21 protein-coding genes and 1 riboswitch are annotated in these 22,283 nt (G+C 60.8%); of the genes, 7 read left to right on the forward strand and 14 right to left on the reverse strand.

Going from position 1 to position 22,283, the window contains the following annotated elements; translation table 11 throughout:
- Positions 1-90: 90 nt before the first annotated feature.
- On the reverse strand, positions 91-324 hold the full coding sequence (locus tag AACU78_RS27215) for a hypothetical protein (RefSeq protein ID WP_106578696.1): 234 nt from the start codon (positions 322-324) through the stop codon (positions 91-93).
- Positions 325-506: 182 nt separating this feature from the next.
- On the opposite strand from AACU78_RS27215, the gene AACU78_RS27220 reads away from it, so the two are divergent.
- Positions 507-1,091 carry a YajG family lipoprotein gene (locus tag AACU78_RS27220; RefSeq protein ID WP_064450736.1) on the forward strand — a complete coding sequence of 195 codons (585 nt, stop codon included), beginning with the start codon at positions 507-509 and terminating at the stop codon, positions 1,089-1,091.
- Positions 1,092-1,147: 56 nt separating this feature from the next.
- On the opposite strand, the gene AACU78_RS27225 is transcribed toward AACU78_RS27220, so the two are convergent.
- Positions 1,148-1,357 carry a hypothetical protein gene (locus tag AACU78_RS27225; protein ID WP_106578697.1) on the reverse strand — a complete coding sequence of 70 codons (210 nt, stop codon included), beginning with the start codon at positions 1,355-1,357 and terminating at the stop codon, positions 1,148-1,150.
- Between the two features lie 183 nt (positions 1,358-1,540).
- On the opposite strand from AACU78_RS27225, the gene AACU78_RS27230 reads away from it, so the two are divergent.
- Positions 1,541-1,798 carry a hypothetical protein gene (locus AACU78_RS27230; RefSeq protein ID WP_106578698.1) on the forward strand — a complete coding sequence of 86 codons (258 nt, stop codon included), beginning with the start codon at positions 1,541-1,543 and terminating at the stop codon, positions 1,796-1,798.
- 121 nt (positions 1,799-1,919) lie between these two features.
- On the opposite strand, the gene AACU78_RS27235 is transcribed toward AACU78_RS27230, so the two are convergent.
- Entirely contained in the window at positions 1,920-3,083 is a 1,164-nt protein-coding gene (locus tag AACU78_RS27235; protein ID WP_177410108.1) for a 1-acyl-sn-glycerol-3-phosphate acyltransferase, read from the reverse strand.
- A gap of 131 nt (positions 3,084-3,214) precedes the next feature.
- On the opposite strand from AACU78_RS27235, the gene AACU78_RS27240 reads away from it, so the two are divergent.
- From AACU78_RS27240 to AACU78_RS27250, 3 genes are read left to right on the forward strand one after another with little or no spacing between them, the layout of a single operon-like run.
- Positions 3,215-3,397 carry a CPXCG motif-containing cysteine-rich protein gene (locus tag AACU78_RS27240; protein ID WP_106578700.1) on the forward strand — a complete coding sequence of 61 codons (183 nt, stop codon included), beginning with the start codon at positions 3,215-3,217 and terminating at the stop codon, positions 3,395-3,397.
- A gap of 11 nt (positions 3,398-3,408) precedes the next feature.
- Positions 3,409-3,669, forward strand: coding sequence for a putative signal transducing protein (locus tag AACU78_RS27245; RefSeq protein ID WP_106578701.1), 261 nt, complete (start codon positions 3,409-3,411; stop codon positions 3,667-3,669).
- A gap of 36 nt (positions 3,670-3,705) precedes the next feature.
- On the forward strand, positions 3,706-4,326 hold the full coding sequence (locus tag AACU78_RS27250; RefSeq protein ID WP_106578702.1) for an SOS response-associated peptidase: 621 nt from the start codon (positions 3,706-3,708) through the stop codon (positions 4,324-4,326).
- Between the two features lie 115 nt (positions 4,327-4,441).
- On the opposite strand, the gene AACU78_RS27255 is transcribed toward AACU78_RS27250, so the two are convergent.
- Positions 4,442-6,580 carry a methyl-accepting chemotaxis protein gene (locus tag AACU78_RS27255; RefSeq protein WP_106578703.1) on the reverse strand — a complete coding sequence of 713 codons (2,139 nt, stop codon included), beginning with the start codon at positions 6,578-6,580 and terminating at the stop codon, positions 4,442-4,444.
- 228 nt (positions 6,581-6,808) lie between these two features.
- Here AACU78_RS27255 and AACU78_RS27260 point away from each other — a divergent pair, with 228 nt between their 5' ends.
- The gene (locus AACU78_RS27260) at positions 6,809-7,627 is read left to right on the forward strand and encodes a M48 family metallopeptidase (protein ID WP_106578741.1); all 819 of its coding nucleotides are present in this window, start codon (positions 6,809-6,811) and stop codon (positions 7,625-7,627) included.
- Between the two features lie 121 nt (positions 7,628-7,748).
- Here AACU78_RS27260 and AACU78_RS27265 read toward each other — a convergent pair whose 3' ends face one another.
- The 3 genes from AACU78_RS27265 to AACU78_RS27275 form a co-directional block, all read right to left on the reverse strand.
- Positions 7,749-8,333: a TMEM165/GDT1 family protein gene (locus AACU78_RS27265; RefSeq protein WP_016974259.1), complete on the reverse strand. Its 585-nt coding sequence runs from the start codon at positions 8,331-8,333 to the stop codon at positions 7,749-7,751.
- Between the two features lie 88 nt (positions 8,334-8,421).
- Positions 8,422-8,543, reverse strand: a riboswitch (yybP-ykoY riboswitch).
- 50 nt (positions 8,544-8,593) lie between these two features.
- Positions 8,594-9,592 (reverse strand): class I SAM-dependent methyltransferase, encoded by a 999-nt coding sequence (locus AACU78_RS27270; RefSeq protein WP_106578704.1) that lies wholly within the window; start codon positions 9,590-9,592, stop codon positions 8,594-8,596.
- Positions 9,593-9,622: 30 nt separating this feature from the next.
- Complete coding sequence (locus AACU78_RS27275) at positions 9,623-10,588, reverse strand: 2-hydroxyacid dehydrogenase (RefSeq protein WP_106578705.1); 966 nt, start codon at positions 10,586-10,588, stop codon at positions 9,623-9,625.
- 84 nt (positions 10,589-10,672) lie between these two features.
- Between AACU78_RS27275 and AACU78_RS27280 the strand changes: the two genes are divergently transcribed.
- Positions 10,673-11,305, forward strand: a complete 633-nt coding sequence (locus tag AACU78_RS27280; protein WP_106578706.1) for a LysE family translocator — start codon at positions 10,673-10,675, stop codon at positions 11,303-11,305.
- A 1,054-nt stretch (positions 11,306-12,359) separates the two neighbouring features.
- Here the strand turns inward: AACU78_RS27280 and AACU78_RS27285 are convergent.
- The 7 genes from AACU78_RS27285 to gloB form a co-directional block, all read right to left on the reverse strand.
- Complete coding sequence (locus tag AACU78_RS27285) at positions 12,360-13,973, reverse strand: ABC transporter ATP-binding protein (protein WP_106578707.1); 1,614 nt, start codon at positions 13,971-13,973, stop codon at positions 12,360-12,362.
- 1 nt (position 13,974) lies between these two features.
- Complete coding sequence (locus AACU78_RS27290) at positions 13,975-14,994, reverse strand: ABC transporter permease (protein ID WP_106578708.1); 1,020 nt, start codon at positions 14,992-14,994, stop codon at positions 13,975-13,977.
- Between the two features lies 1 nt (position 14,995).
- The gene (locus AACU78_RS27295) at positions 14,996-16,069 is read right to left on the reverse strand and encodes a microcin C ABC transporter permease YejB (RefSeq protein ID WP_106578709.1); all 1,074 of its coding nucleotides are present in this window, start codon (positions 16,067-16,069) and stop codon (positions 14,996-14,998) included.
- Positions 16,070-17,902, reverse strand: coding sequence for an extracellular solute-binding protein (locus tag AACU78_RS27300; protein WP_106578710.1), 1,833 nt, complete (start codon positions 17,900-17,902; stop codon positions 16,070-16,072).
- Positions 17,899-19,728 carry an extracellular solute-binding protein gene (locus AACU78_RS27305; protein WP_106578711.1) on the reverse strand — a complete coding sequence of 610 codons (1,830 nt, stop codon included), beginning with the start codon at positions 19,726-19,728 and terminating at the stop codon, positions 17,899-17,901. Before AACU78_RS27305 ends, AACU78_RS27300 begins: the two co-directional genes overlap by 4 nt.
- A 237-nt stretch (positions 19,729-19,965) precedes the next feature.
- A complete protein-coding gene (locus AACU78_RS27310) occupies positions 19,966-21,378 on the reverse strand; it encodes a transglycosylase SLT domain-containing protein (protein WP_106578712.1) in 1,413 nt (470 codons plus the stop codon).
- Positions 21,379-21,476: 98 nt separating this feature from the next.
- A complete protein-coding gene (gloB, locus tag AACU78_RS27315) occupies positions 21,477-22,244 on the reverse strand; it encodes a hydroxyacylglutathione hydrolase (protein ID WP_106578713.1) in 768 nt (255 codons plus the stop codon).
- Positions 22,245-22,283 lie beyond the last annotated feature (39 nt).

The raw sequence follows: 22,283 nt of genomic DNA on the forward strand, positions 1-22,283 counted from the left end.
GATCAGGAGACGTCCTTATAATCGGGGGGAGATTGTAGCGAAGAACGCCGGGGAAATGGGCGTGTTTTATGACTTTTATTCGTGTCTCGGTCAGGAGGCCAACGCATGCCGGGGTTGTGCGTGCATAACCTTCGGGGTGACCCGCGCGCTTGCCGGCAGCGGGCGGTGCATCCAGCCCAGATGAGTCTCCGAGACTTCCACCCAACCTTCGCCGACAGGCGGCAGGCTGCACTGCTTGAACGCCAGGCAATGGCCGTGCGCATCAAGCAGCGCATAGTGGCGATGACGGGTGTGTTGCATGAACAATGACTTGAGAAGGCGCATGGCTTTGTACCTGTTGCGTTACATGCTTGAAGGTTGCCAGTGTGGCATGACATTGGAATGACGGATTTATGCGAAATTGTAATTTGAACATGCCTTCAGCTGCCGTTCAGGATGGCTGGTGAGTGGCGCGCATGCACCGTTATACTGGCGCCCTGTTTGCATCTAGTCCTGGAGAAATGAGTATGTTGCAACGCCTGTTGTTCGGTTTGATCACTGTGACCAGTTTGACCCTGGTTGGCTGCGCCAACAGCCCGCAACAACTCAGCCCGCAACCTAAAGTCACCGCGCAGCTGGCGCCTGTCGGTCACGGCCAGCCGGTATCGGTGCGTGTGGTGGACGGTCGTCCGTCGCCGACGCTGGGTTCGCGTGGTGGGCTGTACCCTGAGACCGCGCTTATTTCGGTCACCGGTCAAGACGTGCTGCCCAAGCTGCAGGCCCAGGCCGAAGCCGCCGTGCGCCTGTTGGGCTTCACACCGGCCAACTCGCCGGGCGCGCCTCAGCTGACCATCACCCTGGCCGAACTGAAATACCAGTCGCCCAAAGAAGGCTTGTACGTGACTGAAGCCTCCATTGGCGCGACGTTCAAGTCCGACGTCAGTGCCGGCACCCGTCGCTACAGCGGCCGCTACGGCGCATCGCTGAATCAGCGTTTCGGCATGTCGCCCAATCAAGAGACCAACACCAAGCTGGTCAGCGACGTCCTCAGTGACGCCCTGACTCGCCTGTTCAAAGACCCAAGCATCGGCCAACTGCTCAGCGCGCAGTAACCCTGCATAAAAAAACCGGGCTCAGCGATGAGCCCGGTTTTTTTACGCCTGTCGCTTCAAGCCGCGGTTTCGACATAAAAGTCCAGCACACTCACACCGGTGAGCAGGTCCAGCTCCGGCAGGTCGGCGTGCTGGTGCCCGCCCAGCGCGCAATACACCAGCCAGTGGCGATCCTGGACGTTGAAGGCGAGTGCGCCAACCAGCGCCTCTTGCTCATCGTTTGGGGCGATCAAATACAGCCGATCCTGGTTTTGCGCATGCAGCATGACAAGCTCCCGGATGTTCGAAGGGCAACAGCGTGGCTTGTTAAGGTGACGTTCAGGTGACGCTGTAAATTAATGGATACATTGATCGTACTTGGGGGACGGAACGTTTCAGCGGCAGGAGGCCAATATCACTCAGGTTTGTATCTGAATTGATACCAGCACACTGTACGACTGAGGTTTGCGATGGCGCTGCCTGCACTGCTGATCAATGTTGTGGCTCTACTGGTGGCCTGCCCAGGCGCAGCGCTGCTGTTCATCACCCGTTTGCGCGAGCAGCGCGCACTGGCCGATCTGACCGCGCAAAGCGAAGATCGCGCGATTGACCAGCCGATGTTGTTTCTGGATGTGCGCACCGAACGGGCGCATCGTCTGGCTTATCGCTTAGGGTTTGCCTGCCTCGGGCTGGCGCTGGCCACGTCCTGGCTCAGTACTCACCTCTAAAAAACACCACAAAACAAATGTGGGAGCGGGCTTGCCCGCGAAGGCAGGGTCTCAGTCGATACATCCTTGACTGAACCCGCGCTTTCGCGTGCAAGCCCGCTCCCACATTTTGCTTCGGTGTTTACAGTGCAATCCCGGCTTTAACCCGATATTGATTCCTCACCGGCGTCGCGTACTGCACCACCAGATACGGCCGGTGCTCGGCCGGGCACTCACTCAAGCGCCGTTCCCACTCCGCTTGCGCCTTGGCCAGCTCGTCGGCCGGGAACACCTCGGCCGCCGTCGGCACCTGCAATTGCGGGTCGGCGTCGCTCCACTGCGCGTACGCCAGGTAATGCACCGGGAACAGGCGATAGCCGCCGAGAATCTGCCGGTCCATTTCCACCGCCAGCAACTTGGTGTCCTCGAAACGCTCGGTGATCGGCGGCGCAAAGTTCACATGCACACGGCCCTTGTAGCCGGTGATGCCCAGGGCGATGCTCACATCATCCTCGCCCGGCGCCTTGCTGTAGGTGCCGGTGGTGGCGCGGATATACAGTTCGCGGGCCTTGGCCGTGTCGCAGGGGTCGTATTCGTAGCTGATCGACACCGGCGTCAGGTTCAGCGACTGGATCACCTCGGCAAACGGCTCATCCTTGCGGCTGACGTGAAACATCTTGAGGATCGCCGACTCGGTGCGATCGTCGCCATCCTTGGCCCGGCCTTCGGCCTGGGCGATCCAGATCGACTGACAGTCGTTGCGGATCGAATGGTTGATGTAGGCCGACAGCAGGTTATACGCCGCCATCTTTTCCTTTCGCCCGGTGATCGAGCGGTGCACGATGAAGCTCTTGTTCAGGCGCATCAGGTCGCTGACAAACGGCTTTTGCAGCAGGTTGTCGCCAATGGCAATGCGCGGCGTCGGCAGGCCGGCGTGGTACACGGCGTAGTTGACGAAGGCGGGGTCCATCACGATGTCGCGATGGTTGGCCAGAAACAGGTAGGCGGTGCCCGACTTCAGCTGTTCGACGCCGGTGTACGTCACCCCGTCGGTTGCGCGGTCAATGGTGTGGTCGACGTAATATTCGACTTTGTCCTGCAGCGTGGCCACGGTGGTGACACCGGCGAACTCGCGGCGCAGCTTGCGGGCGATCATCGGCTTGAGCAGCCAGCCCAGGGCGCCGGCAAAGCGCGGGAAGCGGAAGTGGGTCAGGATGTCCAGAAAGGCCTTGTCACTGAACAGACGCGCCAGCACTGCCGGGACTTCGCTGTCGTTGTAAGGTCGGATGGTATCGAATTCGCCCATCATGCTCTCTTGTTAGAAACGGCTAGTGTAAGTAAAGGAAATATCAGGGTGCGGCCGCAATATTGGCTCTGCCGTGAATAGCCCTGTAAATAGACCGGCGATTATACGCACAAGTCACCTGGGAGACCGCGATGCTGGAAACCGAGTCGTACGATTGTCCTTATTGTGGTGAGCCGGCTGAGGCCGTGCTGGACCTTTCCGGCGGCGATCAGTCATACATTGAAGACTGCCCGGTGTGTTGCCGGCCAATAATCTTTGATCTGCAGGTACACGATGACGAATGGATGCTCACGGTCCGCAGCGAAAACGAGTAACAGGTACGCGCATGCAGCGAATCTATGAACCGGAAAACCTGATGGAAGGCGAGTTGCTGCAACAAATGCTCGCCAGCGAGGGCATCGAGGCGCACCTGGTGGGGCGCCATTTGCTCGGCGGTACCGGCGAATTGCCGATTTTCGGCCTGCTGGGCCTGGAGGTGGACAACGACCAGGCCGTTTACGCCCGTGAGCTGATTACGGCCTACATCGGTGCGCAACCGTTGCCCGGCGACGAACCCGACAGCTTTCCCGACGTATTGGTCTGTTAGGCTGTCGGTCGGTTTACCCAAGAGTCGTGTTACCCCATGTGTGGACGTTATGCCCTGTTTCGCTGGAACCCTACGTTTGCTGCCTTGCCGGGCTTCCCGGCCGACCAGCAGGCGCAGTGGAACATCTCCCCGAATGATTCGGTGCTGATTCAGCGCTTGAGCGAAGGCCAGCGCACCTTGGCGCGGGCGCGCTGGGGCCTGACGCCGCCCTGGCTGACTGACCTTTCCCGTACCCCGGCCCACGCCCGCGCCGAAACCCTGGCCGAGCAACCGATGTTCCGCGAAGCCTTCCGCCAGCGCCGCTGCCTGCTGCCCGCCAACGGGTTTTACGAATGGCGCGGCACCCAGCGCAAGCGTCCGTACTGGCTGACGCCGGGCGAGGGCTCGACGCTGTTTTTTGCGGCGATCTGGGAAGCGTATCCGGTGCAGGAACAGGTGTGGCTGAGCACCGCGGTGGTGACCCAGGCGGCGCAGAGTCAGCGGCGGCCGTTGATCCTGGATGCGGCGGGGCAGGAGGCGTGGCTGAATCCGCAGACGCCGTTGCCGGTGTTGCAGGGTTTGCTGGCCAGTGAGCCGGCTGCGTTGCGCGAGCGGGTGTTGGCCAATATGGTCAATGATCCGAAACTGAATGGGCCGGAGTGCCTGACACCGGGTTGAGTTGGATTCACGGCCCCATCGCAGGCAAGCCAGCTCCTACATTTGAAGGTGATCGCACATCAAAATGTGGGAGCTGGCTTGCCTGCGACAGCGGCCTGAAGACCACCGCCAATTCCTAAACCTTAAACTGATTGATCAAGCGCCGCTGCTGCTCCGCCAGCTTGGTCAACTCCGCACTGGCTGCGCTCGATTCATCCGCGCCGCCCGCCACTTCATTGGCCACCTGGCCGATATTGATCACATTGCGATTGATGTCCTCGGCCACCGCGCTCTGCTCCTCGGCGGCGCTGGCGATCTGGGTATTCATGTCGTTGATCACCGACACCGCCTGAGTGATCGTCTCCAGCGCCTCGGCCGCCTTCGCCGCATGCTGCACGCTTTCATCGGTGCGGTTCTGGCTGTCTTCCATCACCTTAACCACATCGCGCGTGCCTTGTTGCAACTGCTGGATCATGGTCTGGATTTCTTCGGTGGCCTTCTGCGTCTTCTGCGCCAGGTTGCGCACTTCATCTGCCACCACCGCAAAACCACGGCCTTGCTCGCCGGCCCGCGCTGCCTCGATGGCGGCGTTAAGCGCCAGCAGGTTGGTCTGCTCGGCGATCCCGCGAATCGCTGTGAGGATCGCGTTGATGTTCTCGCTGTCCTTGGCCAGCGTTTGCACCACGCCCACCGCTTTACCGATTTCCTGCGCCAATACCCCGATAGACGTCGAGGTATCACGCACGATGCGCATGCCCTGGCTTGCGGCCTGGTCAGCGTGGCTGGCGGCTTGCGCGGCCTGGGTGGCGTTGCGCGCCACGTCCTGGGCGGTGGCCGTCATCTCATGCACGGCAGTGGCCACCTGGTCGATCTCGACCATCTGTTTGTGCACGCCCTGGTTGGTGCGAATCGCGATGTCGGCGGTGTGCTCCGACGAATCGCTGACCTTCTGCACCGAACTCACCACCTGGGTGATCATGCCCTGCAGCTTGATCAGGAAAGTATTGAAGCCGGTGGCAATCGCGCCCAGTTCATCGGCCCGGTCACTGGTCAGGCGGCGCGTCAGGTCGCCTTCGCCCTGAGCGATGTCATTGAGCATGGCCACCATTTGCTTGAGGGGGCGGGCGATGCCGTGGCCCACCAGCCAGATCACCAGCAAGCCGAGGCCGGCAATCAACAGGCCCACCATGGCCATGCCGAAGGTGTCGGTCTTGCGCTGGGCTTGCAGGTCGCTTTGCAGTTTTTGCGAATCGGCCATCACCGCGCTCAGTGGCAGTTGCAGCATCAAGGTCCAGCGCGCTTCGGCCTGGCCGATGTTGAAGGGCAGGAACAGCTCGATATGCCCGTGTTCCTTATCGATGTCGTAGCGCACTTCGCCGACTTTCAACTGGCCGAGATTGGCCAGCGCGTTGCTGTCGAGCAAGTCAGCGGCTTTTTCGCCCAGCTTGCTCGCGTCCTTGGTGTAGGCCACCAGGCGACCGTTACTGGAAATCAGCGCCAGTTCGCCGGCGCCGTTGTAGAGGTTCTGGTCGGCGCGGGTGAGCATGTCTTGGATGAAGTTCACCGACAGGTCGGCGCCGACGATACCCTGGAAGGCGCCGTCGATCATGATCGGTTCGATAAACGAGGCCAGCATCACCATCGCATTGCCGACCTTGTAAGGCGCAGGGTCGATGGCGCAGGGCTTCTTGCTCTCTTTGGAGCACAGGTAGTACTCACTGGCCCGCACGCCGGTGGCGAGGATGTTCTGGTCGTTGACGTCGGCGAGTTTGTCCAGGCCCAGGCTGCCATCGGCGTTGCGGTACCACCACGGCAGGAAGCGCCCGTCGGCGGCCATGCCGACGATCGGCGTGTTCACGTAGGCGGCGTCGTTATGGTCGATCGCATTGGGTTCCCAGCCGATATAGGCGCCGAGGATTTTCGGGTTGCGCACCACGGTTTCGTGCAACAGGTTGATCAGTTGTTCGCGGCCCACTTGCAAGGCCGGTTCGCCCTTGGCGTCTTTCATGCCGAGCAGGGCGTTGGCCGTGGCCAGGCCTTTGGCGGTCACCAAGGGTGCTTCCAATTCACGCTGGATCAACGTGGCCTGGGTTTGCGCCAGGGCGGTGAGCCGTTGCTCGATGATCTGCTCGAACTGCGCCTGGGTGCGTTCCTGCACCAGTTCCTGGGTGCGCGCGCCGGCGAACACCGCGTAGAGCACCAAAACGGCGACCACACTCAGCACGATGGCCCCGGTCAGTGCTGCGACAGAAAACTGAATCGACTTGAATTTCATGAAAGCTCCGGGCGCAGGGGCAGGTGGGCTGCCTTTGTGTATCGGCCACGGGCTCGGGAGGCTTAAGGCTCGGCGGGTGAAATAGTGCCGGATGTCGCAAATGGACTGTTGGCCGCCGCTGTGGGCATGTGGGATGTATCTGAAAGTTAGCGGTTACACGTCTGTTGTATCTGGCGCCGATACACATGAGCGCCTAGGATACGCGCCATGTTTTCAGGGAGCGTGTTCATGAAGAAGTCATTGGCGGTAAGTGGGTTGGTTGCGGCGATGCTGCTGGCGGGTTGCCAGTCGGTGAACACCACCAGCGGCGGCGCCGTCGGGGTAGAGCGCAAGCAGTACATGTTCAGCATGTTGTCGAGCCAGGAAGTCGACCAGATGTATGCCCAGTCCTACCAGCAGACGCTGGGTGAGGCGAGCGGCAAAGGCATGCTCGATAAAACCAGTGCCAACGCCAAGCGCGTGCAGGCCATCGCCAATCGACTGATCGCCCAGGCGCCGACCTTTCGCCCGGATGCGGCGCAATGGAAGTGGGAGGTGAACCTGATCAAAAGTGATGAGATGAACGCCAACTGCGGGCCTGGCGGCAAGATCTTCGTGTACAGCGCGTTGATCGACAACCTCAAGCTCACCGATGACGAACTGGCCGCGGTGATGGGCCATGAAATCGCGCACGCCTTGCGCGAACACGGCCGTGAAGCCATGTCCAAGGCCTACGGCATCGAGATGGCCAAGCAGGGCGCCGGTGCCTTGTTCGGTCTGGGCCAGGACAGCCTGGCGCTGGCCGATACGGTGGCCAACTACGGCATGACGCTGCCCAACAGCCGCGCCAATGAAAACGAAGCCGACCTGATCGGCCTGGAGCTCTCGGCTCGGGCCGGTTACAACCCGAACGCGGCCATCACGTTGTGGAACAAGATGGCCAAGGCGTCGGAAGGTTCTCCACCGGAGTTCATGAGCACGCACCCGGCCTCCGACAGCCGGATCGCCTCATTGCAGGCGGCGATTCCGAAAGTAATGCCGCTTTACCAGCAGGCCAAAAAATCCTGAGTTAACGCGGACCCCTGTGGGAGCTGGCTTGCCTGCGATGCAGGCGGCTCGGTCCTTCAGAAATACCGAGTTGATGCTATCGCAGGCAAGCCAGCTCCCACATTGGATGGGGTTTACAGGTCTAGATCCAGCCGCTGCTTTGCATGGCCTTGTACACCGCCACCACTGCCAGAACGAAAAACGCCGTAGCCGCCAGTCGACGAATCAGGGTCAGCGGCAGTTTCTCCGCGGCGAAATTCCCCGCCAGAACCACCGGCACGTTGGCAATCAGCATGCCCAGGGTGGTGCCGATAATCACCAGCCACAGCTCAGGGTATTGCGCCGCCAGCATCACCGTGGCGATCTGCGTCTTGTCACCGATCTCGGCGAGGAAGAACGCAATCAGCGTGGTCAGAAACGGGCCGAACTTGCGCGTGGTACTGGCTTCGTCGTCGTCAAGTTTGTCCGGCACCAGGGTCCACAGCGCCGTAGCGCAGAAGCTCGCCGCGAGGATCCAGTGCAACACCGCATCCGAGAAGAAACTGCCGAACCAGGCGCCCACGGCACCGGCAGCCGCATGGTTGGCCAGGGTCGCGGCGACGATGCCGGCGATGATGGGCCAGGGTTTGCGGAAGCGAGCAGCAAGGATGAGCGCGAGCAGTTGCGTCTTGTCGCCGATTTCGGCCAAGGCAACGATTGCGGTAGGAACGAGTAATGAATCCAGCATCAGGTAAGTTTCCAGGGGCGGGTCGACACGGCTATGACACGTACAGCCTTCCCGCCCCGGGTAAGGTGTGCGTGTCATAGGTCTTGTCAAACCCCGGTCCGTCTGTGCGGACTCCTGGGTCGCATACGCCATGGTCTGCTGACCAAGTATGTTGACGTATGCCGGACGAGCGTGGCGCTCGTGGGAGACTACTCCCCTAGGACGGAGCGGATTCTGCCTAGGCAAAATCCATTCGGCAAGCCTTCTTTTTCAAAAAGCCATCAGCCGCGTTTGGCACCATAAATGCGAAAACCGTTGCCTTCGGCCTTGATTGCACACACGCCCAAGTGCTCTTCGATCAGCGGTTGGTACTTGAGGAAGCTGTTGGCCACCAAGCGAAGTTCGCCGCCTTTTGCCAGGTGTTTCGCCGCTTTTCGCAGCAAGTTTTCCGTAGCGAAGTAATCGGTGTGCACGCCGACATGGAACGGCGGGTTGCTCAAAATCGCGTTCAAACCCATCGGCGCAGCGTCGATGCCGTCACCGGTCAACACCTCGGCTTCCAGGCCATTGGCCGCCAAGGTCAGGCGGCTGCTGGCGGCGGCGAACGCATCCACGTCAAGCATCGTCACCGTGTTGTGCGGGTAGCGACGCTTGACCGCAGCGCCCAGCACGCCGGCGCCGCAGCCAAAGTCGAGCAAGTGCCCGCTGGGCAACTTGTCCAGGTGTGCAAGCAACAGCTCGGTGCCGCGATCCAGGCGACCGTGGCTGAACACGCCCGGCAGGCTCACCACCTTGAGCGGCCCTTCGGCCAGCGGTACTTCAAACACCTGCGCCAGGCTTTGCAGTTCGACCGCTTGCGGGGCATTGGCCACGGTGACCTGCCACAGCTGGCAGTGCCGCGCGTTGTCGAGCTTGCGGGGCTTGCCGAACGGAATCATCTGCTTGGCGGCGCTTTCGATACCGCCTTTTTTCTCGCCGACCAGAAACAGCTCGGCGCCGGGCAGGCGTGCGGCTACGGCGTTGAGCAGGTAATCGGTGAGGTCCTTGGATTTGGGCAGGAAAATCACCGCCGCATCAAACCCGCGTTCGGGCACGTTCACGCCGAAATGGCTGCGTTCGGGGAAGCGTGCGTCGAGCGCCGCCTGGTCGCCGGCATGCCAGCTCCAGCCGTGGGCATTGGGCAGGCGGCCGAGCAAGTCGTCGGCGGGCAAACCTACCAGCAGCAGGTTGCCTTGAAAAAGTTCGGCCTGACGAAGCAGTACTTCACTGCGCGGATCCATGGTCTGCTCCTTGAAAAGGGGCGCAGTTTATCAACTGACGACGCGCAGCGGGGTGCCGTTGAAAAAGCCGCGGGCGTTTTCCGCCAGTTGGCCAACGATGCGCTGCCGCGCTTCGCGACTGCCCCAGGCGTTGTGGGGCGTCACGATCAGGCGAGGAATGTCGCCGGCCAGCAGCGGGTTGCCGTTTACCGGTGGCTCCACGCTCAGCACATCGGTGGCCGCACCGCCCAGATGGCCGCTGCGCAACGCGTCCGCCAGGGCTTGTTCGTTGATCAAGCCACCGCGCGCGGTGTTGACGATAAACGCGCCGGGCTTGAGCAGCGCCAATTCGCGGGCGCCGATAAAGTCGCGGGTGTGTTCATTGAGCGGGCAGTGCAGGGTCAGCGCGTCGACTTGCGCGAGCAGTTCATCCAGTGGCACGCGGTCAGCGCGGGCAGGGCGGCCCGGAATCGCGCCGAGCACCACGCGCATGCCGAAGGCTTCGGCCAGGCGCGCGACGGCGCTGCCCAGTTCGCCGTGGCCGAGCAGGCCGAGGGTTTTGCCCTCCAGCTCGACAATCGGGTAATCCAGCAGGCAAAACTGTTTGGCTTGTTGCCATTTGCCGGCGCTGACGTCGCGTTGATAGTCCTTCAGACGCGTCGCCAGGTTCAGCAGCAACATGATCGTATGCTGCGCCACCGACGGCGTGCCGTAGCCCTGGCAGTTGCTCACGGTGATGCCGTGGGCGCGGGCGGCGGCGAGGTCGACGTTGTTGGTGCCGGTGGCCGATACCAGGATCAGCTTGAGTTCGGGGCAGGCTTGCAGCGTTTCGGTATTCAGCGCGATCTTGTTGCTGATGACCACTTGAGCGCCTTGCAGGCGTTCGACCACATTCTGCGGCGTGGTGTGCGCGTAAAGCTGCAGGTCGCTGAAGCTGTTGCGCAATTCGCTGAGGTCCAGGTCCCCCAGGTCCAGGGACGGGTGATCAAGGAAGACGGCGCGGCGATTGTTCGTCATCAACTGTACCTTTTGCGACAGGGTTCGAAGGCGTAATCTGCCGAGCCTATCAGATGAAATAATCAGTTACTTAATGGAGTGAGCATGTACGCCGCCGAGTTTTTGACCGTAGCCTTGATTCACTTGTTGGCGGTGGCCAGCCCCGGCCCGGATTTCGCCGTGGTGGTGCGCGAGAGTGTGACCCATGGCCGTCGCGCCGGCACCTGGACCGCTTTGGGTGTGGGCTCGGCGATTTTCCTGCACGTGGGCTATTCGCTGCTGGGGATTGGTTTGATCGTGTCGCAGTCCATTGTGCTGTTTAACGCACTGAAGTGGGCGGCGGCGGCGTACTTGTTGTACATCGGTTTCAAAGCGTTGCGTGCGCAGCCGGCCAAGCCGGTTGCCGAGGGCGAGTTGCGGCCTGAAGTGGGTGAGCGCACTCCGCGTGCGGCGTTTACAGCGGGGTTTGTGACCAATGGTTTGAACCCCAAGGCCACGCTGTTTTTCCTGTCGCTGTTTACTGTGGTGATCAACCCGCACACGCCGCTGGCGATCCAGGCTGGGTACGGTGTGTACCTGGCGGTGGCGACGGCGTTGTGGTTTTGCCTGGTGGCTATGTTGTTCAGTCAGCAGCGGGTACGCGCGGGATTTGCGCGGATGGGGCATTGGTTTGATCGGACCATGGGGGCGGTTTTGATTGCGATTGGTGTGAAGCTTGCGTTTACGAGTATGAAGTGAGGGGTGGGCTTTGGTTTGTGCTGTGGGAGTGAGTGCATATCCGTTGCTGCGGTAACGGCGGCTTAGGGTTCCGCTCTTACAGCGGGTCACTTTTGGCAAACGCCCGGAATGCCGGCCCAGCCAAAAGTAACCAAAAGGTCTTTGCCCCACCACTCGGCCCCTCGCTTGGGCTCGGTGTGCCCTCACTCCGGCTTGAATCCGTGGGCCGCCGCGACGGCCCATCCATGGCCCAACGCGGCTAACCCGGCGTCCTGCCGGGTTACCCACGGATTCAAGCCTGCGTTCGGCCAGCGTGGTTGACGGGGCCTGTCAGATCAAAAGCAAGATCAAAAGCAAAAGCAAAAGCACGGCGGCCTAGTAGCCGACCTGAGTGGTAGAAGCAAAAGCAGGGCAACAGCACAGCAACACCTCTTTGTCTGATGCACAGAGATCTAAATGTGGGAGCGGGCTTGCTCGCGAAGGCGGTGGTTCAGTCAGCTCATGTGTCACTGACCCACCGCCTTCGCGAGCAAGCCCGCTCCCACAAGTTGACCGAGTTGAGCTGCTAGCACCGCAGTGCTTGGCTTTTCTGTGGGAGCTGGCTTGCCTGCGATGCAGGCACCTCGGTCTATCAGACACAACCAGCCGATGCCATCGCAGGCAAGCCAGCTCCCACCTTTGATTGAGTTCAGCTTCCAAGATCAGGTCGGCTGTCAGGCCGCCTCGCGTCCGCTTTTGATCTAACCACTCAGGTCGGCTACCAGGCCGCCGTGCTCTGCTTTTGATCTTGATCTGCTTTTGATCTTGATCTTAGGCGCCCCGTTAAACCACGCTGGCCGAACGCAGGCTTGAATCCGTGGGTAACCCGGCAGGACGCCGGGTTAGCCGTGTTGGGCCATGGATGGCCCGTCACGGCGGCCAACGGATTCAAGCCGGAGTGAGGGCACACCGAGCCCAGGCGAGGTGCCGAGTGGTGGGGCAAGAGCCCTTTGGTTACTTTGGGGCTTTTCCAAAGTGACCCGCCGTAAGGGCGGAACCCATCTCAGCCATCACCCAATAACGGATATACACCCCGTCACGCCCGTACCCCAGCCGGCACCAAAAACGCCGCCTCCAACAACTGCCGCGTATAAACATGCTGCGGCTCAGCAAAAATCGCCGAAGCCTCCCCCTGTTCCACCACCTGCCCATGCTTGACCACCATCAACTGGTGACTCAACGCCTTCACCACCGCCAAATCATGGCTGATAAACAGGTAAGTGAGGTTGTACTTGGCCTGCAAACTGCGCAACAACTCCACCACCTGCCGCTGCACCGTACGGTCCAGCGCCGACGTCGGCTCATCCAGCAAAATCAGGCGTGGCTTGAGCACCAACGCCCGGGCGATAGCAATCCGCTGCCGCTGCCCCCCGGAAAACTCATGCGGATAACGATGCCGCGACTCCGGATCCAGCCCAACCTCACGCAGCGCCGCAATAATCGCGGCCTCCTGCTCAACAGCCGTGCCCATCTTGTGAATCCGCAATCCCTCGCCAACAATCTCGCTGACACTCATCCTCGGGCTCAAGCTGCCAAACGGGTCCTGAAACACCACCTGCATTTCCCGCCGCAACGGGCGCACCTGCTGCTGAGTCAGCCGGTCCAACTGCTGGCCCTCAAAACGAATCCCACCTTTGCTGGCAATCAAACGCAGAATTGCCAGGCCCAAGGTGGATTTGCCCGAACCGCTCTCGCCGACAATGCCCAGGGTTTGCCCTTGGGGCAGGCTGAAATTGATACCGTCCACCGCCTTGACGTAATCCACGGTGTTACGCAAAAAGCCCTTCTTGATTGGAAACCACACCTTCAGGTCATCAACCTCCAGCAAGGGCGGCCCGACGTCATTGGTCGCCGGCCCGCCACTGGGTTCCGCCGCCAGCAACTCCTGGGTGTAAGGGTGCTGGGGCGCCTGGAACAGCGTCTCGCAGTCAGCCTGCTCGACGATGCAACCCTTCTGCATCACGCACACGCGGTGGGCGATGCGCCGCACCAGGTTCAAGTCATGGCTGATCAGCAACAACGCCATGCCAAGGCGCGCCTGCAATTCCTTGAGCAGCTCAAGAATCTTCAACTGCACCGTCACGTCGAGGGCCGTGGTCGGTTCATCCGCGATCAACAACTCCGGTTCGTTGGCCAGGGCCATCGCGATCATCACCCGCTGCCGCTGGCCGCCGGACAGCTCGTGGGGCAAGGCCTTGAGGCGCTTGTGCGGCTCGGGAATGCCCACCAGCTCGAGCAGTTCCAGGGTGCGCCGGGTGGCGACCTTGCCAGTGAGCCCCTTGTGCAGGCCGAGCACTTCGTTGATCTGCTTTTCAATCGAATGCAGCGGGTTCAACGAGGTCATCGGCTCCTGGAAGATCATCGCAATACGGTTGCCGCGAATATGCCGGATGGTTTTTTCTTTGAGCGTCAGCAAGTCCTGCCCGGAATAGGTGATGGTGCCGGCCGGGTGGCGGGCCAGCGGGTAGGGCAGCAGGCGCAGGATCGAGTGGGCAGTGACCGATTTGCCCGAGCCGCTTTCGCCGACCAGGGCGAGGGTTTCGCCGCGTTTGATATCGAAATTGACGTTATTGACCACCCGGTGGTGATGGTCGCCGGTGACGAACTCGACACACAGGTCGCGAACTTCGATCAGATTGTCCTGATTCATCTCATTTCCTCGGGTCGAAGGCATCGCGAGCGGACTCGCCGATAAACACCAGCAAACTCAACATGATCGCCAGTACGGCAAAGGCACTGATGCCCAGCCACGGCGCTTGCAGGTTGGATTTGCCCTGGGCCACCAGTTCGCCCAGCGACGGCGAGCCGGCTGGCAGGCCGAAACCGAGAAAATCCAGCGCGGTGAGGGTGCCGATGGCGCCGGTGAGGATGAACGGCATGAAGGTCATGGTCGACACCATGGCATTGGGCAGGATGTGCCGGAACATGATCGCGCCGTTCTGCATGCCCAGCGCGCGAGCCGCGCGCACGTATTCAAGGTTGCGCCCGCGCAGGAATTCGGCACGCACCACATCGACCAGGCTCATCCACGAAAACAGCAGCATGATCCCCAGCAGCCACCAGAAGTTGGGCTGCACAAAGCTGGCGAGGATGATCAACAGGTACAGCACCGGCAAGCCGGACCAGATCTCCAGAAAGCGCTGCCCGGCGAGGTCGACCCAGCCACCGTAGAACCCCTGTAAGGCGCCTGCGATCACGCCGATGATTGAGCTGAGCACGGTGAGGGTCAGGGCGAACAGCACCGACACGCGGAACCCGTAGATCACTCGCGCCAAAACATCGCGGCCCTGGTCATCGGTGCCCAGCAGGTTGACCGAAGAGGGCGGGGCGGGGGCCGGCACTTTCAGGTCGTAGTTGATGCTCTGGTAGCTGAACGGGATCGGCGCCCACAGCGTCCAGGCGTCCTTGGCCTTGAGCAGTTCCTGGATGTACGGGCTCTTGTAGTTGGCCTCCAGCGGGAATTCGCCGCCAAAGGCGGTTTCCGGGTAGCGCTTGAGTGCCGGGAAGTACCAGTCACCGTCGAAGTGCACGGCCAATGGCTTGTCGTTGGCGATCAACTCCGCGCCCAGGCTCAGTACGAATAGGATCAGGAACAGCCACAGCGACCACCAGCCACGCTTGTTGGCCTTGAAACGCTCGAACCGACGGCGATTGAGGGGGGACAGGTTCATCTCAATGCTCCCGGCTGGCAAAGTCGATACGCGGATCGACCAGGGTGTAAGTGAGGTCGCCGATCAGTTTCACCACCAGCCCCAGCAAGGTGAAGATAAACAGCGTGCCGAACACCACCGGGTAGTCGCGGTTGATCGCTGCTTCAAAGCTCATCAGGCCCAGGCCGTCGAGGGAGAAGATCACTTCCACCAGCAACGAGCCGGTGAAGAAGATACCGATAAAGGCAGACGGGAAGCCGGCAATCACCAACAGCATCGCGTTGCGAAACACGTGGCCGTAGAGCACGCGGTGGTGGGTCAGACCCTTGGCCTTGGCGGTGACCACGTACTGTTTGTTGATCTCGTCAAGGAAGCTGTTTTTGGTCAGCAGCGTCATGGTCGCAAAGTTGCCGATCACCAGCGCTGTGACGGGCAGGGCCAAATGCCAGAAGTAATCGAGGATCTTGCCGCTCCAGCTCAGTTCGTCGAAATTGTTCGAGGTGAGCCCGCGCAGGGGGAACCAGTCCAGGTAGCTGCCGCCGGCAAACACCACGATCAGCAGGATCGCAAACAGGAACGCCGGGATCGCATAACCGACGATGATCGCCGAACTGGTCCACACGTCGAAGTGACTGCCGTGGCGCGTGGCCTTGGCGATCCCCAGCGGAATCGACACCAGGTACATGATCAGCGTGCTCCATAACCCGAGGGAAATGGACACCGGCATCTTTTCCTTGATCAGGTCGATGACTTTGGCGTCACGAAAGAAGCTGTCGCCGAAATCCAGTCGGGCGTAGTTCTTGACCATGATCCACAACCGTTCCGGCGCCGATTTGTCGAAGCCGTACATCTGCTCGATTTCCTTGATCAGCGCCGGGTCCAGGCCCTGGGCGCCGCGGTAGCTGGAACCGGCCACCGACACTTCGGCACCGCCGCCGGCGATGCGGCTGGTGGCGCCTTCAAACCCTTCGAGTTTGGCGATCATCTGTTCCACCGGCCCCCCGGGAGCGGCCTGGATGATGATGAAGTTGATCAGCAAAATCCCGAACAGCGTGGGGATAATCAGCAACAGACGGCGAACAATATAAGCCAGCATTTAATCGCCTCCGCTCGCCGGATCGGCGCTTGTGTCCAGGGTTACGGCTGGTTTTACGTCAGGTTTGGCCCACCAGGTCGCGGTGCCGACGTCGTAGCGTGGCGAGACTTTGGGGTGGCCCAAGTGATCCCAATAGGCCACACGGAAGGTTTTGATGTGCCAGTTGGGGATCACGTAGTAGCCGAACTGCAATACCCGGTCGAGGGCTTTGGCGTGGGCCACCAGGCTTTTACGCGAGTCTGCATCGATCAGCTCTTCGACCAGTTGGTCGATGACCGGGTCCTTGAGGCCCATGTAATTGCGGCTGCCGGGTTTGTCGGCACTGGAAGACGCCCAGAATTCCCGTTGTTCGTTACCCGGTGAGGTCGACTGCGGGAAACTGCCCACCAGCATGTCGAAGTCGCGTGAGCGCAAGCGGTTGATGTACTGCGAGACGTCAACGCGGCGGATCACCAGATTGATGCCCAGGTCCGCCAGGTTGCGTTTGAACGGCAGCAATACGCGTTCGAAGTCGGTCTGGGTCAGCAGAAACTCGATGGTCACCGGTGTGCCGGTGGTGTCGACCATCTTGTCGTCGACGATCTTCCAGCCGGCTTCTTGCAGCAACTGGTAGGCCTCGCGCTGCTGGGTTCGGATCATGCCGCTGCCGTCGGTCTTGGCAGGCGCGAACGCCTGGGTGAAGACTTCGGCGGGGAGCTTGTCGCGAAACGGTTCCAGGATTGCCGTTTCATCCGGCCCGGGCAGGCCGGTGGCGGCCATTTCCGAGTTTTCAAAGTAACTGCGGGTACGCGTGTAGGCGCCGTTGAACAGCTGTTTGTTGCTCCACTCGAAATCCAGCAGCAGGCTGATCGCCTTGCGCACCCGCACATCCTGAAACATCGGCTTGCGTGTGTTGAACACAAAACCCTGCATGCCGGTGGGGTTGCCGTTGGGGATTTCTTCCTTGATCAGCCTTCCTTCGGTGACGGCCGGGATGTTGTAGGCGTTGGCCCAGTTCTTCGCGCTGAATTCCAGCCAGTAGTCGAATTGCCCGGCTTTCAAGGCTTCGAGCGCCACGGTGCTGTCGCGGTAATAGTCAGTGATGCGGTTATCGAAATTGTAGAAACCCTGGGTGACCGGCAGGTCCTTGGCCCAGTAATCCTTGACGCGTTCATAGCGAACCATGCGCCCGGCCTTGACCTGCGCCACCTTGTACGGCCCGCTGCCCAGCGGTATTTCCAGGTTGCCCTTGGCAAAGTCACGGGTGGCCCAAAAATGCTTGGGCAATACCGGCAACTGGCCGAGGATCAGTGGCAACTCACGGTTATTGGTGCGCTTGAACTTGAACAGCACGCGCAGCGGGTCTTCGGCCACCACTTCATCAACGTCGGCGTAGTAGGTGCGGTAGAGCGGCGAGCCGTCCTTGAGCAAGGTCTGGAAAGTGAAGACGACGTCTTCGGCGCGGATCGGGTGCCCATCGTGAAAGCGCGCTTCGGGGCGCAGGTAGAACCGCACCCAACTGTTGTCCGGGGCCTTTTCGATCTTGCCGGCCACCAGCCCGTATTCAGTCACAGGCTCGTCCAGGCTTTGCATGGCCAGGGTGTCGTAGATCAACGGCAGGTTGTCTGCGGGCACGCCCTTGCTGATGTAGGGGTTGAGGCTGTCGAAGCCGCCCATGCTCGATTCGCGAAAGGTGCCGCCCTTGGGCGCCTCGGGGTTTACGTAGTCGAAGTGCTTGAAGTCGGCGGGGTACTTGGGAGGCTCGTTGTAGAGGGTCAACGCGTGTTGCGGCGCGGCGTTGGCCGCGCTGCACAGCAACAGGCTGCTCAGGAATGCGGTGCGCAATTTCATCATTGGGCTTTCTCCGAAGCTTTCAGCCACCACGCGCTCAGGCCCAGGCTGTAAGGCGGCGTGGTGACAAAGGCGAACCGGTTGCGGTACGCCAAGCGATGATAGTTGAGGTACCAATTGGGAATGCTGTAGTGCTGCCACAGCAGCACCCGGTCAAGGGCGCGGCCGGCGGCCAGTTGTTCTTCGCGGGTCTGCGCCGCCAGCAGTTGTTCCAGCAGGCGGTCGACCACCGGGTTGGCGATGCCGGCGTAGTTCTTGCTGCCCTTGATACTGGCCTGGCTGGAGTGGAAGTACTGCCACTGCTCAAGGCCTGGGCTCAAGGTTTGGTTGAGGGTGATCAGGATCATGTCGAAGTCGAACTGATCCAGGCGCTGTTTGTATTGCGCCCGGTCAACGGTACGCAGGCGTGCGTCGATGCCGATGCTGATGAGGTTCTCGACATACGGCTGCAGGATGCGCTCCAGATTCGGGTTGACCAGCAGAATTTCGAAGCGCAGCGGTTGCCCGTCACTGTTGAGCAGGCGCTGTCCCGACAGCTTGCAGCCGGCTTCACCCAGCAAGGCCAGGGCGCGGCGCATGGTTTGGCGCGGAATGCCGCGACCGTCGGTCTGCGGCAGGCTGAAGGCTTGCGTAAACAGGTTGGGCGGCAACTGGTCGCGGTACGGCGAGAGCATCAGCCACTCATGGCCCACCGGTACGCCAGTCGCGGAAAACTCGCTGTTGGGGTAGTAACTCAGGGTGCGTTTATAGGCGCTGCTGAACAGGGTGCGGTTGGTCCATTCAAAGTCGAACATCAACCCCAGGGCCTCGCGCACCTTGGTCTGGGCGAAGGTCGGCCGCCGTGTGTTCATGAACAGGCCCTGGCTCTGGGTCGGGATCTGGTGGGCGATCTGCGCCTTGATCACGTCGCCGCGGTTGACCGCCGGGAAGTTATAGCCGGTGGCCCAGTTCTTGGCCTGGTGCTCGATATAGATATCGAATTCGCCGGCCTTGAAGGCTTCAAAGGCCACGTCGCTGTCGCGGTAGAACTCCACCTCGACGTTATCGTAGTTGTAGAAACCCTGGTTCACCGGCAGGTCTTTGCCCCAGTAATCCTTGACCCGTTCGAACACCAGCTGCCGGCCAGGCGTGACCTTGGTGATGCGGTAGGGCCCGCTGCCCAATGGTGGCTCGAAGGTCGTGGCCTTGAAGTCGCGGTTTTTCCAGTAGTGCTGGGGCAATACCGGCAGTTCGCCCAGGCGCAGGATCAGCAGCGGGTTGCCGGCGCGCTTGAACACAAAACGAATGCGATGACGGTTGAGGATATCGACCCGCGCCACTTCCTGCAGGTTGGTGCGGTATTGCGGGTGGCCTTCGGTCAGCAGGGTGCGATAGGAAAACGCCACGTCATAGGCGGTGATCGGCTTGCCATCGTGGAAACGTGCTTCGGGGCGCAGGTTGAACACCACCCAACTGCGGTCCTCGCTGTACTCCACCGACTGGGCGATCAGCCCGTAGCTGGAGGTGGGCTCATCGCCGGACGGCGCGTACTGGCCGGTGCCGACCATCAACGGCTCGTTCAGCTCATTGACGCCGTATTGCAGGAAATTGGGCGTGGAAACCGGGCTTGAGCCCTTGAAGGTGTAGGGGTTGAGCGTATCGAAGGTGCCAAATGCCATGACCCGCAGTGTCCCGCCTTTTGGCGCTGCAGGGTTTACCCAATCGAAGTGGGTGAATTTGGCCGGGTACTTGAGCGTGCCGAACTGCGTATAACCGTGGCTCTCGGTAATTGTCGCGTTCGCCGCAAAGCTCAAGGCCAGACTTATTAGTAGAAGGAGGGGACGCTTCAAGTCAGAGATCCGATCCAGGCGGCTTGGGCTTTATGATCGGTACAGTAACAGCTTGTTCCGGCTGGAAAAAGGCTGTTGGAAAGCCCCCGGTCAGGGGCCGATAAGGGTTTGAACGGTGTGCAGAGCAAATGTGGGAGCGGGCTTGCCCGCGATGCAAACACCTCGGTGCAACGGATGCACCGAGGTGTTTGCATCGCAGGCAAGCCAGCTCCCACACAGGCCAGCGCTTACGCAGGTTTACCTTGGCCCGGAAACCACCAGCATCTGGCCTGGCTTGAGTGCCTGGCCCGTGCGCGGGTTCCAACGCTTGAGATGTTGCATCTCAACGTTGAAGCGCTTGGCGACGATGTACAGCGAGTCGCCTTTTTTGACCTTGTACTGCACCGGCTTCTTGCTGTCAGCCTTGGCCACCAGCTTGCGCGTGTCCTGCATCACCAGGGTCTGGCCGACCTTGAGGGCCTGGCCGTTGAGCTTGTTCCAGCGCTGCAGGTCATGCACATCGACCCTGTTCGCCTTGGCGATCAGCGTGAGGTTGTCGCCATTGCGCACTTTGTAGCTGCGGCTGCGCCCGGCCACGCGCGCGGTCTCGACTTCGTCGAACACCTGCTTTTTCGGGCGCATGGCCAGCAGTTCTTCGGGCTTCATCGTCGAAAGCGTGCTGGTAAGCAGATGCGCCTTGGAACTCGGCACCAGCAAGTGCTGGGGGCCGTCGAGGGTGGTGCGTTGTTTCAGGGCCGGGTTGAGCTGGAACAGTTCGTCTTCATCGATTTCAGCCAGCGCGGCAACCCGTGACAGGTCCATGCTTTGCTTGACTTCAACCACTTCAAAGTACGGGGTGTTGGCGATCGGGTTCAGGTTGACGCCATAGGCCTCGGGGGCCAGCACCACCTGGGACAATGCCAGGAACTTGGGCACGTAGTCTTTGGTTTCCTGGGGCAGGGGCAGGTTCCAGTAGTCGGTCGGCAGGCCGAGCTTTTCGTTACGCTCGATGGCCCGGCTGACCGTGCCTTCACCGGCGTTGTACGCCGCCAGGGCCAGCAACCAGTCGCCGTTGAACATGTCATGCAGGCGTGTCAGGTAGTCCAGGGCGGCGGTGGTGGAGGCGGTGATGTCGCGGCGCCCGTCGTAGGCGCGGGTCTGACGCAGGTTGAAGTAACGCCCGGTGGAGGGAATGAACTGCCACAAGCCGACTGCATCGCTGCGCGAGTAGGCCATTGGGTTGTAGGCACTTTCAATCACTGGCAGCAGCGCCAGCTCCAGGGGCATGTTGCGTTCTTCAAGGCGTTCGACGATGTAATGAATGTAGAGGCTGCCGCGTTCTCCGGCGTTCTCCAAAAAGGACGGGTTGCTGGCGAACCACAAACGCTGTTGCTCGATGCGCGGGTTGACGCCCAGGCCGTCCTGCAATTGAAAGCCCCGTCGCATGCGTTCCCAGACATCCTGGGGGACTTCGGGGCTGGGCTTCTCTGAGAGCCAAATAGGTTTTTGCTTGATCTTGGCGGCAAGATTGGGTTTGGGTTGCACGGTGGATTGTGCAGCGAAATGAGTCGATTGGCAGCCCGCCAGAGTAGCGGACACAGCCACCGCCACGGCTTGAGCCAGGCGGGTCAATGCGTCTGAAGAAATGGATTTACGAATAGATGACGACATTGGCTGGAAGTAAGTTCCGGGCAAAAATGTCGGGCGATTCTAGAAAGCGCTTTGGTTCCGGTCAACCATTCAGAAAATCCGTATCAGATTGCATCCGCTTAGAACTTATCTTTCCACGCCCTCAAGCTAGCAAACACCTCGGCCCCAGCGCGGTTATCGCGCCCATTCCGTTCGTCCGCTTTTTGTTTAACGGATGTTTCGGCGGTACGAAGAAAAGGGTTAGTACGTTTTTCCAGGGCGAGATTGGACGGCAGCGTCATCTCGCCGCGGGCCCGCAATTGCTTGACCTGTTCGACCCGTTCGGCGATATCGCCGTTGTCAGGCTCCACCGCCTGGGCAAATTTGAGGTTACTTTGTGTGTATTCGTGGGTGCAGTACACCAGGGTCTCGGCTGGCAGGGCGGCGAGGCGTTCCAGCGAGGTGTACATCTGTTGCGGCGTGCCTTCGAACAGACGGCCGCAACCGGCGGAAAACAGCGTGTCGCCACAAAACAGCAGGCCTTGATGGTAAAAGGCGATATGGCCGAGGGTATGGCCCGGCACGCTATAAACGTCGAAGTCCAGGCCCAGTACGCTGATGCGGTCGTTGTCCTGCAATGCGACGTCCCGCGCCGGGATGTTCTCGTTTGCCGGGCCGTAGACCTTGGCGTTTGTCACACGTTTGAGTTGCTCGACGCCGCCGACATGATCATGGTGATGGTGGGTGATCAGGATGTCGCTGAGGGCCCACTGCGGATTTTGCCTGAGCCAGGCCAGTACCGGCGCGGCATCGCCGGGGTCGACCACGGCGCAGCGCTGGGTGTGCGGGTCTTGTAACAACCAGATGTAGTTGTCGGTGAAGGCGGGTAGGGCACTGATCTGTATCATTCTTCGATTCGCCAAGCTGAACACATTGGTGCATCTTAG

It is taken from the genome of Pseudomonas sp. R9.37 (assembly GCF_963878885.1).
GTDB lineage: Bacteria > Pseudomonadota > Gammaproteobacteria > Pseudomonadales > Pseudomonadaceae > Aquipseudomonas.

Coding starts and splice junctions, on each gene's coding strand:
- AACU78_RS27220 (WP_064450736.1), top strand. CDS start 507: ATGTTGCAACGCCTGTTGTTCGGTTTGATCACTGTGACCAGTTTGACC.
- AACU78_RS27300 (WP_106578710.1), bottom strand. CDS start 17,902: ATGATGAAATTGCGCACCGCATTCCTGAGCAGCCTGTTGCTGTGCAGC.
- AACU78_RS27245 (WP_106578701.1), top strand. CDS start 3,409: ATGCAGCGAATCTATGAACCGGAAAACCTGATGGAAGGCGAGTTGCTG.
- AACU78_RS27265 (WP_016974259.1), bottom strand. CDS start 8,333: ATGCTGGATTCATTACTCGTTCCTACCGCAATCGTTGCCTTGGCCGAA.
- AACU78_RS27215 (WP_106578696.1), bottom strand. CDS start 324: ATGCGCCTTCTCAAGTCATTGTTCATGCAACACACCCGTCATCGCCAC.
- AACU78_RS27250 (WP_106578702.1), top strand. CDS start 3,706: ATGTGTGGACGTTATGCCCTGTTTCGCTGGAACCCTACGTTTGCTGCC.
- AACU78_RS27255 (WP_106578703.1), bottom strand. CDS start 6,580: ATGAAATTCAAGTCGATTCAGTTTTCTGTCGCAGCACTGACCGGGGCC.
- AACU78_RS27235 (WP_177410108.1), bottom strand. CDS start 3,083: ATGGGCGAATTCGATACCATCCGACCTTACAACGACAGCGAAGTCCCG.
- AACU78_RS27295 (WP_106578709.1), bottom strand. CDS start 16,069: ATGCTGGCTTATATTGTTCGCCGTCTGTTGCTGATTATCCCCACGCTG.
- AACU78_RS27225 (WP_106578697.1), bottom strand. CDS start 1,357: ATGCTGCATGCGCAAAACCAGGATCGGCTGTATTTGATCGCCCCAAAC.
- AACU78_RS27230 (WP_106578698.1), top strand. CDS start 1,541: ATGGCGCTGCCTGCACTGCTGATCAATGTTGTGGCTCTACTGGTGGCC.
- AACU78_RS27260 (WP_106578741.1), top strand. CDS start 6,809: ATGAAGAAGTCATTGGCGGTAAGTGGGTTGGTTGCGGCGATGCTGCTG.
- AACU78_RS27290 (WP_106578708.1), bottom strand. CDS start 14,994: ATGAACCTGTCCCCCCTCAATCGCCGTCGGTTCGAGCGTTTCAAGGCC.
- AACU78_RS27240 (WP_106578700.1), top strand. CDS start 3,215: ATGCTGGAAACCGAGTCGTACGATTGTCCTTATTGTGGTGAGCCGGCT.
- AACU78_RS27270 (WP_106578704.1), bottom strand. CDS start 9,592: ATGGATCCGCGCAGTGAAGTACTGCTTCGTCAGGCCGAACTTTTTCAA.
- AACU78_RS27275 (WP_106578705.1), bottom strand. CDS start 10,588: ATGACGAACAATCGCCGCGCCGTCTTCCTTGATCACCCGTCCCTGGAC.
- AACU78_RS27280 (WP_106578706.1), top strand. CDS start 10,673: ATGTACGCCGCCGAGTTTTTGACCGTAGCCTTGATTCACTTGTTGGCG.
- AACU78_RS27285 (WP_106578707.1), bottom strand. CDS start 13,973: ATGAATCAGGACAATCTGATCGAAGTTCGCGACCTGTGTGTCGAGTTC.
- AACU78_RS27310 (WP_106578712.1), bottom strand. CDS start 21,378: ATGTCGTCATCTATTCGTAAATCCATTTCTTCAGACGCATTGACCCGC.
- gloB (WP_106578713.1), bottom strand. CDS start 22,244: ATGATACAGATCAGTGCCCTACCCGCCTTCACCGACAACTACATCTGG.